The following is a 9,285-nucleotide window of genomic DNA, read 5'->3' on the forward strand; positions in this document are numbered from 1 at the left end:
GCCCCATGTGTCCCTTTCGCTAGTGGAGCCCTGCGGGCGGTGAGTCGCTATCGCGGTTGAATGCGTTTGCATGCATGAGTGCTTCGGCCAGTTGCTCGTCTGGCCTGCCCATGCGCACGCTTTGGACCAGGTGAATCGCCGCCCAAACACGCGCATTCACCTCTGCCCATGCGGTTGTCAGCGCATCCTGCCCATCGGCACCTACGATTTGCGCCATTGCCGAAGCCATGTCGAGAAAAGCCTCATTCATGGACTCCAGATGCATCTGGGCCTCGATCAGCATGTGGTTCGCGTCCATTAGCTCAGGCTCTTGAGCAGGGTTTGCAGTTGCTTGAGCTTCGCGGCATCGCCATCCTTGGCGGTCACGTACTCATCAATCTCCAGTGCTGCAAGTTCGATTTCGTCCTGCAGCGCTTTGCACTTCGCGGCCAGTTCGTTGAGGATTGCCATGGGGTTGCGAGGCGCCTTAGCTTTGGCGATGGATTGCGGCTGGGTCACTGGTTGCTCCTTCTCGGTTGGTTCTGCGATTGGGCTTGGCTTGACTTGCGCGCGGACAAACAAGCCTTTTGACGTTTCTTGAATCAGGCCCGCATCCTTGAGGCTGTTCAGGCACCCTTGGACTACGCGCACATCCCTGGTGGAGCTGCCAAGGCGCTGCATCTCGGAATGGATGTAAGACACGGCCCATGGCGTTTCGCATGGGACAGCGGCGTACACCTTTTGGGCTATACCGCTCAGTTGGCGGTGAATGACTTGGAACTTGCTCTGAGAAATCATTGCTGCGCTCCTTGCCAAAAAATGCTGTGAAGAACTGGCCTCACCCGGATAGCCCGCTGCACCGTTGTCTCGAATGGCTCATCGACTTGTGGCGCCAGGCTGAAATACGCCCTGCCGTCGATCAGCTCTTTGTTGACGCGGCCTAGCTCGCACATGGTCAACAGGGCCTTGTATGTCCCGCCGTAGCTGAGCTTTGTGCGAAAGATCAGGTCTTGGTAGGTCATGCTTTCCACACCCTTGAGGGCGCGGAGGATCTTGGATTGCACTGGGGTCATGCGGCCCCCAGTGCGAAGACGCTGTTGACACCTTGGAAGGAATGGCGCGACTTGTGGACTGCGGGATTCACGGCTCCAGACTCGGCGACAAGCGCCCTCCAATGCGACACCACTCGAAACTCCATGGGGAACTTGCGCCGGTCAACGGTCATAAGGCCCAGCCCGACCGCGCGACTGCAATACATGCCAACGTGCTGCGGGTCAGCCGATGGGTTCATGCGTTGGCGAATCTCTGGCTTGGTCTTTGCCCCAGCCTCTACGATTTCCAGCACCTCACGGATGCGGGCTCCTACTTTGCGTCCCATTTCTTCATCTCCTTGAGCTTTTGTTTGTAGGTGGCCTTGATGGCGATCAGTTCTTCTCGCTGCCACTTGTGCGGGGTGTTGTCGTTCTCCAGGGCGTCAAAGCGCTCCTGTCCGATCCTGGCTATGGCCCCGGCCTTGATCTGGTGCGGCTTGGCCCCGTGCGGCCCGTTGCAGCCTTCACATTCGCCCATGCAGTTGTCTTCGTTGAAGCGGAGATGTCCTGCGGCGCCTCGGCTGCGGACGTGCCCAGCGTGCTGCACTTGGCCGGGCTTGTCGGTGAAGGGGCGGCCACAGACGAAGCAGCCCTTGTCCTTGTCTCGCTCTCGGATGAATGCGTTGAACGCAACTTGCGCATCTGCGATCAGCTCGTGGATCTTTTTTGCTGCCTGCTTGCGCTTCTCAAAGGCTTCCTTCTCGGCCTTCTCTGCAGCAAGACGGTCGGCGCGGGCTTTCTTCATAGCGCACGATTGGCGACACACCGACTGCGTGCTGCTCCATGGCACAAACACCCGCTCGCACACGACGCAGCTTTTGGCCTTGGGGTTCTTGTAGGTCAGCATCAGCGCGCCCCTCCCTGCTTTGGAAGCATTGGGCAATGCCAGCCAGCTGATGTGATGAATGGCAGACCGCCAGCCGCATAGCAGCGGGCTTGGTAGTGCTCCCATGTCTCTGGCGGGTTGTAGTGGCGGTAGACCATGAAGGCGGCGGCGAAAGGCGATATGACCACGCACCAAAAAACCATGATCAACAGCGATTCGATGATTGCGTCTTTCATTGCCACCCCTCCGGCGCAGTAAAGCGCACACCGCGTTCAGCTCCAAAAGCCTCCATCAGCTCTTGCAGCTCGCACATCTCGGCCTTGGTCATCTTGGATGTTGACTGCCCGCAGACGACGAAGCCGCCATCCAGCCCGGGCACGACCTTGGTGCGCTTGAGGGACGCACTGAACACGTCTTTCCATTCCTCGCTGGTCAGCTTGTGGCCGTACCAATCCACCTGGGCGGATATGTCGGCCAGCATTGCCCACAGCCTGCGGTTCTGCGCATCGCTGCGCTTCTCGGGCCTGATTTCCAACGTCAGGCGCTGGTCACCGGCCATCAGCCAGCCCTTGGCGTGCTTCCAGGCTGTCTGGATGGCTTGGTGGGCCTGCTGGGCGTTGTAGAGGGGGAGAATCAAGCGTTCAGCCATGGCACCCCCAAGCCAGCGTCATCATGACCACAAGGAACACGATGACCGCATGAATGACAACGCCCATGCCTATCATTACGATCCGTTCGAACTTATCCATGGCGCCGCCCCTCCTGCGCGTCAATCTCGGCAATCGCGCGCTTGCAGTAGATCGCGGCGTCCAGCAGTTCTTCGTACTGGTGCGACATCCACTCACGCAGAGACAGCCGGTTCTCTGCAACCGTGGTGCCGTACTTGTTGATTCCCATCTGCTGGCGGCGGGCAATGTCGGCGCAGACTTCGGCTTCTATGCCTTCGGGGAGAAAGACACCGATGGTCATGCTGCGATCCTCCAAGCCATCGCAACCACCCACACAAACAGCACAGGCAGAGCGAGCAAAATCATGGTTGTCCCGTACATAAGGTCCTCCCAAGCGCTTCCGGGGCGCAGTCCGAGCCACATGGCTACCGCAACCCAGACGGCCGTCAGCAACGCCGGGAAATGCCACCAAAGGATGTGAACGGTCATACGCCCTCCTTCGTGCCTCGGGCGCGAATAGCCACAGCACAGTCCCACGGTGTATCAAGCGAGCGGCGGTCCATACACACCTGCGCACACGCCTCCCGTTCCTTGGCTGCTACCAGGGCGGCGAAGCGCTTCCACACGGCAACTGCTTCGCCAGGCGCGATGCGGTAGGAGTTAAGCCCCGCCTCTGTTGCCATTGCGATGATTTCTGCTTGGGTCATGCCGCCTCCTTCTCAGTGCTTGGCACTGGGAGCCAGGACAGGGTTTCGTCTTGGGCGTCGTCGCCAGGGTCGCGGATGGGGCGGAGGTTGGCATCTGGCCCCCATAAAATTGTTCCAGCCGGGAAGCTGCCAACTGGCCAATTTAGTCGGTAGGCAACCACTGTCTGTAGCGCCTCACAACGCCACACACCAGGATCGCATTCCAAATCATCAAGCACACGCACCAGAGCATCGCGGTTGCGCCCCTGCTCGATGATCCGAGCAATATCCCCAGGCTTACAGTTCATGATTCACCCCTTCTTGTTGAGCCACTGAACCCTCACAGCCGCCACATCCGGTGCAACTGCTTGGTGCTTTCCACAGACGTGCTGTGGTGGATAGAACGTCCAGCGCGGCCCCTTGAGGCAGATTGCTAGACGATGCTTGGCCATCTGGCCGGATTGCTTGGGTGACCAGTGGAGACAGGTTGAGCAGGTCATGCATTGATGGCCTCCGAAAACAGATCACCGGTGACCCACAGTGCAAACAGGATTTGCGACTCTGGGACGGTGCCGCCAGCGCGAACAAGGTCGAGGAGGTGGTTGGCTTGTGCGCGGGTCATGCTGCACTCCTTGGGCCTTCGATGGCCGCAGCGATCGGGCCACCCAGTGATTGAATTGATTGAAAGGAAATGGCGGTCTTGCCAGCGCCGCCGCCTTGGTAAACCAGCTTGGCCCTGTCTGGATCGCCAATCAGTGCAGGACGTGGCAGCTTCAACCCGGCCTTTTCATACTCGCTGTCAGGGCTACGATCGCCGCCCAAACGCTTCGGGTAGTCAAACTGGCCGCGCTCGGTGTAGGCGCGATAAGACTGCATGAAGCGGTGCTGCAGCAGGCCCAGCTCCTTCAGTTCGGTGCGGCACATCTTGGGCCAGCCGCCCATGTCATCGGCTGCTGCATGAATGGCTGGGTCATCAAACACCACATCGGTGTAGGCGCCGACAGAGGACATTGCTTCCAGCACCTTGCCCCATGCCAGCGAAGCGCGATCGGTGGTCGTGCCTTGCAGGATGCGGACAAGGTCGGCCACCTTGGGCGCGAACTGGCCGTGCTCCGGGTCGGTGGCGTGGCGCTGCATGGCTTTGCGCACCTGCTCCAGCTCAAACGAGCGGCAGGCGTTCCACCACAGGTCCAGCACAAAACGGCTGGCGTCCTGGCGGTAGTAAGCCAAAACATCGGTGATCAATTGGGCGAAGTCGCCGCGCTCAGACTGCTGCATGGTCTGCTCCTTCGCTCGCCCAGGCGTCAGCCACCGATCGGTTGCGCTGCTCTAGTGCCTCTTGCTTGTTGACTGGTGAGCGCTTCCCAACGGAGCGCATGCAAGTCGCCTTGAGGTATTCGACCGGGTCTGCAGGACGGGCTAGGACAGCGGATCGCACCGCGTCCACCACAATCAGGTCGCCGTAGTCCTTGACCAGCTTGCCGACAAACGATCCGCACTGCGCCTTAGGCATGCCCGATTGCTCGAGCAAGGACTTCCCGGCTTTCCAAAGTTCATCCTTGGTCAGATCGGCGGAAGGCTTGGCGGCATCGCCGCCCACTCCGTTAGGAGTGGTATCAAGGATGAGGGAATCAGGAATCAGGGAATCAGGAATCAGGGAATCAGGAATCAGCCCGATTGCCACAGTGTCCGCAACGTCGTTCGACTGTGTTTGCACAGTGCTTGCACGGTGCTTCTTCTTGTCTGGTTCGGGTGTTGCAAGGTGCCCATCCTGATCCGGGATGGTGCTGACCTTCTCGTCCTTGTGGGGGTTCTGGTGCTTCGCGAAATTCACCACTTGCAAGTAGCGTTTTCCATCGTGCGAGTACCGTGCAACCATGCCGATCGCAGATAGTTCGTCCAGCAAAGCATCAACATCCAAGCTGTCAGCAGGGAACAGCTCCATCTTGATTTGCTTGGGTCGGTCTTCCATGCGGCCGGAGCGATCGGCGATCGTCCACAGGCCGATGAACAATAGGCGGGCCTCGTAAGGCAGCTCTGCCAAGTCAGCATTCCGGAAAAATCCTGGTTTGATGTTTCGGGCGCGCGCCATCACTCGATCTCCCGAATCTTGTTCCAGCAGATGCCGCAGAAATACTTGTATTCCTGGCCCGACCGGACCTTTGGGTTTGTGTATGCGCGCTCCATTGCCGCAATGACTTCGTGCACACCCAGCTTCTCGATGAAGCGGCGAACCGAAACCAGTGCTGCATCGTTCAATGTGTAGCCCTCGTTAAAGCGCTCGTACACATCAACCACTTCCATGCACTCATCGGCTATGCGGGTGAGCTTGGCGTCCATGGCGCGCTGGTAGCCCTTGATCTGCTCTTCACGTTCAACGATCTGCGCAGCCTTGTCTTGCAGGGACTGCGGAATGTCAGCGAGCAAACGATCGGACTTGCCCTGATTGCAGGAATCACAGGCGGTAATCAGGTTGTCCATATCGTTACCACCGCCTTTTGCGACGGGGTTGATGTGGTCAACATGAAGAATGACTGCGGGTGGATGTGCGCCGCAGTACTGGCACGTAAAACCGTCTCGCTTGAAAACTTCGAAGCGAGATTTCTTGCTGATCGCTTTGCGCTGGGCCATCAGCAGCCCTTAGGAGCAGTGCCGAAATAGCGGTGGTAGTTCTTGCCCTTCACCTGCTTCTTGGTGATGGTCCAGCCCTTGGCCTTGAGGTCTGCCATGCGCTTGTGAGGGCATACGGTGCCTGCTTGCTGGATGATCTCCATGGCCGTAGTGCCGCATTTACGCGACAAGAGCCTTGCGAGGATTTGGTGTTGCGTCATAGAATTGCTCCTAGTTACTCAAGAAACCCGCCGAGGCCTGGCAGCCGATGACAGCGGGTTTTTTCATGCCTGCAGTTCTGGTCGCAGGCTTCACCGTTAAGCGGTCTTCGCGCTAACCCGATTGCTCCGGTCGTTGCGCGCGTGATTGAGAGCTACCAGGGCGGCACGCTCTACGGGGTCTTGGGGCTTTGTGGGGACTGAACCAGTGCGGAAGTGAGGCGGCTGGTTCAGGGGCTTGCGGGGGTTCCAGAGGCTCATTGCTTGCCTCCATCGATCACAGCGAGGATCAAGCACCACTCTTGGACACCACAGCGAGCCAGCTCCAAAGCCACTTCAACTTGAGCCATGGAGTGGTTTGTGTTCTCGCTGTCGAACACGGCGGTCACGCCATCAATGCGGACGTAGACTTTCATGCGGCACCCATGCCTTCCAGCTCGCGCATCATTTCGGCCATCTTTGCGCGCATGGCGGCGACCTTCTTTGCGCCATCGTTGCGAGCATCTGCAGCCAGGAAGCGCTCTATCAGGTACATCACCGGGGCGGTGTCGCCAGTCTTCTCTATGTACTTCTCCAGGCTGTCCACGCTGAAATTGCGACTGCTGTCTTCCGACAGCTGCACAGACAGATTGCTGGGCGCTTGGTCCAAGTCGATGGCTACGCGCTTGAGGCCACGCTGATAAACACCGGTTGCGATGCACTCACGCAGAGAGCCGTAGCGCTCTGCAAGACCGGGTTCAAAGTTCAACGTGAGCTGGTCTTTAGCTGCACTGATAACGGCTGATGGCATGTGTTATCTCCGGGTATCACTGGTTATCAATGGCGTGCCAAACAATGGGCGCCATGAACACGAATAGAAAAATTGATTGCCATGGCTCAGGCCGCTTGGGTGGGCTTGGCTTTGCGGGATGGCTTGGCAAGTTCGCGAGGAACTGCGATGCCTGAGCGGACGCAAGCGGCAATTACTCGGTCAGCAAGGCGGGGCGGAAGGGTGTCGGGCCATTGCGAAATGGCCTGGGAGTTGATGCCTATGGCGTCGGCCGCTTTGGCAACAGTTCCGCCCAGCAATTCGATGGCTTTGATCTTTTCCATGCGGCCATGTTAGCACTCTTACAAACAAAGTCAAGCACACTAACAAGCGAAGTCGGTAAGCTCGCTTACATGAATACGCTGCAAGATCGAATCGCCGAATTGATGGCCGTAACCAAGCTGACGGTTGGGGAATTGGCTGATGCTGCTGGCGTGTCGTCCTCCGCTGCGACTCAGTGGAAAGACGGGCCTACCAAAACCCTCAAGGCAGCCCCAGCGGCCAAGTTGTCTGCCAAGACAGGATTCAGCGCTTTATGGATCTCAAGTGGAGAGGGCCCAAAGATGGCCCCCGAGGGCGTGCCATTGCCTCTTGCATCGAACGTGGCGGATGCTCCCGCGCTGGCATCCTCAAGACTTGTGCCTGTTGTCGGTCATGTCAAAGGCGGCACAGATGGCTACCTAGAAGAAATGCAGTTCCCGCCTGGCTATGGTGAGGGCTTTGTGGAGTTTTGGACAAAGGACTCTGCTGCATACGCTCTACGGGTGAAGGGAGACTCCATGCACCCACGTTATCGCGCCGGGGAGTTCATCGTGGTCACGCCAAGCATTGAGGCTCAGCCTGGGCGGGACGTAGTGGTAAAGCTCAAAGACGGCCGGAAGTTGCTCAAACAGATGAATTGGGTGCGAGGCGATCAGGTGCAGTTGCTTTCCATCAACGACGGGTATGCACCCACCACGCTATCGGCTGATGAAATAGAAAGCATTCACCGTGTTGCCGGTGGAGTGCCGCAGGATGCTTTCCAAGAATCCGGCTTTCACTGAGCCGCAAACCCAACAAGGAATCGCCATGAGGTCTGAGGACGGTGTCGCCAAAACCATTCGCGGAATTGGTGCGTTGCTATGCGTTGCCTCCAGCTTGGGAGCGCTGGGATTGTTGTCAACGCAGATTTATGCCTACCTTAAAACTGGCGAGTGGATCCCGTCTGGTGTTCTGGATGCTATTGGCCCGCTGTTGCATTGGGAATGGGCGGTGATGCCAATGGATTGGCTGGGCCTGCATGGAATGTTGAACGCCATCAATTCAGGGGCGGCACTGTTTGTCTGCGGGGTCACTCTTGGACTGTTGCTGGCGGGCTTTGAAGACCGCTAGCCATCTATACGGATTGCATGTGAATTCGGGATACCCGAGGGGCCGGACAAGCAGCTATGCGACTAGCTGCACCCGGCCCCTCGGCGTCCCCGGCGTATGGCCTATACGCCGTCAGGGGGCCAATGAAATCTAGAGGATTCGCGGTCGCACGCGAAGGCCCTCAACCATTCCAGTAACCTCCAAAGCGAGGCCACCCGTACAGGCGGCCAAGCACCGGTGCTGCGGTCGCGCAACATGGGGACTAACCATGAAGCTGCAAATCGCAGTCCAGGTTGGCAAGGTGAAGGTGACCATCTCGGCTCCGGTCGATGCAATCATCCTGATCCTTGCGCTCCTGGTGTAATGAACGCGGGCGGGACTCACCTCCCGTCCGCCTTCATGCCCTGACTCCCCTAACCCTATAAACACATGCAGGTGAATCATGGAGCCAAAAGACCGATATCACCTTGATGCAGTTGCGGGCGCCCAGCTCGCTACGTTTGCGGCTGTCGCTGTGCTTCTAAAGCGGCAAGCAGCAGATCCCTCGTTGCTTCGTGAGCTACAAGAGACTTTTGAGCGATTGCAATCCGCTGCTCTAGCGTCGCAATCGTCTGACTACAAGCTTCAAGCGCTTGCCGAATCGGCAGCGGCCCTCCTTGAAGCTGCGCGACCACAAAGCTGACAATATCGTCTTGGATTGCCCAGGAACGAGGGAACACTCCATATTGACCGTTTGGGTCCCACTTGACCATGCCCGTGTTCGCCAAGTCGGTAGCCGTCCGCTGAGCCTCTGGCCCATCTGCTAACTTCATAAGCACTCCTATGAACCGCCCACCGAGGCGGTTTTTTGTTGCCTGCGCGAATCTGAGCAGGTGACAAATGTTAGCGCATTTACAAAATATTTGTTAGAGCACTTGACAGTGAATGTTAGTACGCTTACAGTACACCCATCGCCGCAAACAAAGCGGTGTTGGGTGCCAAGTGATCGAGCCGCGCACCGACATGCAGACCAACGCAGGTGCCGGGTGAACCGGTGTGTAGTGGGCGTG

General features: G+C 58.2%; 19 protein-coding genes. 2 read left to right on the plus strand and 17 right to left on the minus strand.

The window, feature by feature from the left end:
- Positions 1-19 precede the first annotated feature (19 nt).
- From AC1Q64_RS24430 to AC1Q64_RS24505, 16 genes are all read right to left on the minus strand, one after another.
- Entirely contained in the window at positions 20-298 is a 279-nt protein-coding gene (locus tag AC1Q64_RS24430; RefSeq protein WP_492253056.1) for a hypothetical protein, read from the minus strand.
- Complete coding sequence (locus AC1Q64_RS24435; protein ID WP_492253057.1) at positions 298-777, minus strand: hypothetical protein; 480 nt, start codon at positions 775-777, stop codon at positions 298-300. The genes AC1Q64_RS24430 and AC1Q64_RS24435 overlap by 1 nt, the downstream gene beginning before the upstream one ends.
- Positions 774-1,052, minus strand: coding sequence for a hypothetical protein (locus tag AC1Q64_RS24440; RefSeq protein WP_492253058.1), 279 nt, complete (start codon positions 1,050-1,052; stop codon positions 774-776). The genes AC1Q64_RS24435 and AC1Q64_RS24440 overlap by 4 nt, the downstream gene beginning before the upstream one ends.
- 289 nt (positions 1,053-1,341) lie before the next feature.
- A complete protein-coding gene (locus AC1Q64_RS24445; protein WP_492253059.1) occupies positions 1,342-2,178 on the minus strand; it encodes a recombination protein NinG in 837 nt (278 codons plus the stop codon).
- Positions 2,129-2,545, minus strand: coding sequence for a recombination protein NinB (locus AC1Q64_RS24450; RefSeq protein ID WP_492253060.1), 417 nt, complete (start codon positions 2,543-2,545; stop codon positions 2,129-2,131). Before AC1Q64_RS24450 ends, AC1Q64_RS24445 begins: the two co-directional genes overlap by 50 nt.
- Positions 2,546-2,637: 92 nt before the next feature.
- Positions 2,638-2,865, minus strand: a complete 228-nt coding sequence (locus AC1Q64_RS24455; protein WP_492253061.1) for a hypothetical protein — start codon at positions 2,863-2,865, stop codon at positions 2,638-2,640.
- Positions 2,862-3,053: a hypothetical protein gene (locus AC1Q64_RS24460; protein WP_492253062.1), complete on the minus strand. Its 192-nt coding sequence runs from the start codon at positions 3,051-3,053 to the stop codon at positions 2,862-2,864. Before AC1Q64_RS24460 ends, AC1Q64_RS24455 begins: the two co-directional genes overlap by 4 nt.
- A complete protein-coding gene (locus AC1Q64_RS24465) occupies positions 3,050-3,271 on the minus strand; it encodes a hypothetical protein (protein ID WP_492253063.1) in 222 nt (73 codons plus the stop codon). The genes AC1Q64_RS24460 and AC1Q64_RS24465 overlap by 4 nt, the downstream gene beginning before the upstream one ends.
- A gap of 475 nt (positions 3,272-3,746) precedes the next feature.
- Positions 3,747-3,872 carry a hypothetical protein gene (locus tag AC1Q64_RS24470; RefSeq protein WP_492253064.1) on the minus strand — a complete coding sequence of 42 codons (126 nt, stop codon included), beginning with the start codon at positions 3,870-3,872 and terminating at the stop codon, positions 3,747-3,749.
- Complete coding sequence (locus tag AC1Q64_RS24475) at positions 3,869-4,528, minus strand: DUF6475 domain-containing protein (protein ID WP_492253065.1); 660 nt, start codon at positions 4,526-4,528, stop codon at positions 3,869-3,871. Before AC1Q64_RS24475 ends, AC1Q64_RS24470 begins: the two co-directional genes overlap by 4 nt.
- Positions 4,515-5,342, minus strand: a complete 828-nt coding sequence (locus tag AC1Q64_RS24480; protein ID WP_492253066.1) for a hypothetical protein — start codon at positions 5,340-5,342, stop codon at positions 4,515-4,517. Before AC1Q64_RS24480 ends, AC1Q64_RS24475 begins: the two co-directional genes overlap by 14 nt.
- A complete protein-coding gene (locus AC1Q64_RS24485) occupies positions 5,342-5,881 on the minus strand; it encodes an HNH endonuclease (RefSeq protein ID WP_492253067.1) in 540 nt (179 codons plus the stop codon). The genes AC1Q64_RS24480 and AC1Q64_RS24485 overlap by 1 nt, the downstream gene beginning before the upstream one ends.
- Entirely contained in the window at positions 5,881-6,081 is a 201-nt protein-coding gene (locus AC1Q64_RS24490; RefSeq protein WP_492253068.1) for a helix-turn-helix domain-containing protein, read from the minus strand. Before AC1Q64_RS24490 ends, AC1Q64_RS24485 begins: the two co-directional genes overlap by 1 nt.
- A gap of 254 nt (positions 6,082-6,335) precedes the next feature.
- Positions 6,336-6,494 carry a hypothetical protein gene (locus tag AC1Q64_RS24495; protein WP_492253069.1) on the minus strand — a complete coding sequence of 53 codons (159 nt, stop codon included), beginning with the start codon at positions 6,492-6,494 and terminating at the stop codon, positions 6,336-6,338.
- Complete coding sequence (locus AC1Q64_RS24500; protein WP_492253070.1) at positions 6,491-6,868, minus strand: hypothetical protein; 378 nt, start codon at positions 6,866-6,868, stop codon at positions 6,491-6,493. Before AC1Q64_RS24500 ends, AC1Q64_RS24495 begins: the two co-directional genes overlap by 4 nt.
- Positions 6,869-6,954: 86 nt before the next feature.
- Positions 6,955-7,170, minus strand: a complete 216-nt coding sequence (locus tag AC1Q64_RS24505; protein ID WP_492253071.1) for a helix-turn-helix domain-containing protein — start codon at positions 7,168-7,170, stop codon at positions 6,955-6,957.
- Positions 7,171-7,239: 69 nt separating this feature from the next.
- Here AC1Q64_RS24505 and AC1Q64_RS24510 point away from each other — a divergent pair, with 69 nt between their 5' ends.
- Together AC1Q64_RS24510 and AC1Q64_RS24515 are read left to right on the plus strand one after the other, a co-directional pair.
- The gene (locus tag AC1Q64_RS24510; protein ID WP_492253072.1) at positions 7,240-7,929 is read left to right on the plus strand and encodes a S24 family peptidase; all 690 of its coding nucleotides are present in this window, start codon (positions 7,240-7,242) and stop codon (positions 7,927-7,929) included.
- Entirely contained in the window at positions 7,901-8,257 is a 357-nt protein-coding gene (locus AC1Q64_RS24515) for a hypothetical protein (protein WP_492253073.1), read from the plus strand. The genes AC1Q64_RS24510 and AC1Q64_RS24515 overlap by 29 nt, the downstream gene beginning before the upstream one ends.
- Before the next feature lie 473 nt (positions 8,258-8,730).
- On the opposite strand, the gene AC1Q64_RS24520 is transcribed toward AC1Q64_RS24515, so the two are convergent.
- Positions 8,731-9,048 carry a hypothetical protein gene (locus AC1Q64_RS24520; RefSeq protein WP_492253074.1) on the minus strand — a complete coding sequence of 106 codons (318 nt, stop codon included), beginning with the start codon at positions 9,046-9,048 and terminating at the stop codon, positions 8,731-8,733.
- Between the last annotated feature and the right edge of the window lie 237 nt (positions 9,049-9,285).

This window comes from Acidovorax sp. GW835-FHT14G06 (assembly GCF_058793595.1).

What these genes read in the sequence shown, in the direction of transcription:
- AC1Q64_RS24500 (WP_492253070.1), bottom strand. Translation starts at nt 6,868, where the DNA reads ATGCCATCAGCCGTTATCAGTGCAGCTAAAGACCAGCTCACGTTGAAC.
- AC1Q64_RS24465 (WP_492253063.1), bottom strand. Translation starts at nt 3,271, where the DNA reads ATGACCCAAGCAGAAATCATCGCAATGGCAACAGAGGCGGGGCTTAAC.
- AC1Q64_RS24450 (WP_492253060.1), bottom strand. Translation starts at nt 2,545, where the DNA reads ATGGCTGAACGCTTGATTCTCCCCCTCTACAACGCCCAGCAGGCCCAC.
- AC1Q64_RS24440 (WP_492253058.1), bottom strand. Translation starts at nt 1,052, where the DNA reads ATGACCCCAGTGCAATCCAAGATCCTCCGCGCCCTCAAGGGTGTGGAA.
- AC1Q64_RS24460 (WP_492253062.1), bottom strand. Translation starts at nt 3,053, where the DNA reads ATGACCGTTCACATCCTTTGGTGGCATTTCCCGGCGTTGCTGACGGCC.
- AC1Q64_RS24505 (WP_492253071.1), bottom strand. Translation starts at nt 7,170, where the DNA reads ATGGAAAAGATCAAAGCCATCGAATTGCTGGGCGGAACTGTTGCCAAA.
- AC1Q64_RS24430 (WP_492253056.1), bottom strand. Translation starts at nt 298, where the DNA reads ATGGACGCGAACCACATGCTGATCGAGGCCCAGATGCATCTGGAGTCC.
- AC1Q64_RS24510 (WP_492253072.1), top strand. Translation starts at nt 7,240, where the DNA reads ATGAATACGCTGCAAGATCGAATCGCCGAATTGATGGCCGTAACCAAG.
- AC1Q64_RS24520 (WP_492253074.1), bottom strand. Translation starts at nt 9,048, where the DNA reads ATGAAGTTAGCAGATGGGCCAGAGGCTCAGCGGACGGCTACCGACTTG.
- AC1Q64_RS24490 (WP_492253068.1), bottom strand. Translation starts at nt 6,081, where the DNA reads ATGACGCAACACCAAATCCTCGCAAGGCTCTTGTCGCGTAAATGCGGC.
- AC1Q64_RS24435 (WP_492253057.1), bottom strand. Translation starts at nt 777, where the DNA reads ATGATTTCTCAGAGCAAGTTCCAAGTCATTCACCGCCAACTGAGCGGT.
- AC1Q64_RS24455 (WP_492253061.1), bottom strand. Translation starts at nt 2,865, where the DNA reads ATGACCATCGGTGTCTTTCTCCCCGAAGGCATAGAAGCCGAAGTCTGC.
- AC1Q64_RS24495 (WP_492253069.1), bottom strand. Translation starts at nt 6,494, where the DNA reads ATGAAAGTCTACGTCCGCATTGATGGCGTGACCGCCGTGTTCGACAGC.
- AC1Q64_RS24470 (WP_492253064.1), bottom strand. Translation starts at nt 3,872, where the DNA reads ATGACCCGCGCACAAGCCAACCACCTCCTCGACCTTGTTCGCGCTGGC.
- AC1Q64_RS24515 (WP_492253073.1), top strand. Translation starts at nt 7,901, where the DNA reads ATGCTTTCCAAGAATCCGGCTTTCACTGAGCCGCAAACCCAACAAGGA.
- AC1Q64_RS24485 (WP_492253067.1), bottom strand. Translation starts at nt 5,881, where the DNA reads ATGGCCCAGCGCAAAGCGATCAGCAAGAAATCTCGCTTCGAAGTTTTC.
- AC1Q64_RS24480 (WP_492253066.1), bottom strand. Translation starts at nt 5,342, where the DNA reads ATGGCGCGCGCCCGAAACATCAAACCAGGATTTTTCCGGAATGCTGAC.
- AC1Q64_RS24475 (WP_492253065.1), bottom strand. Translation starts at nt 4,528, where the DNA reads ATGCAGCAGTCTGAGCGCGGCGACTTCGCCCAATTGATCACCGATGTT.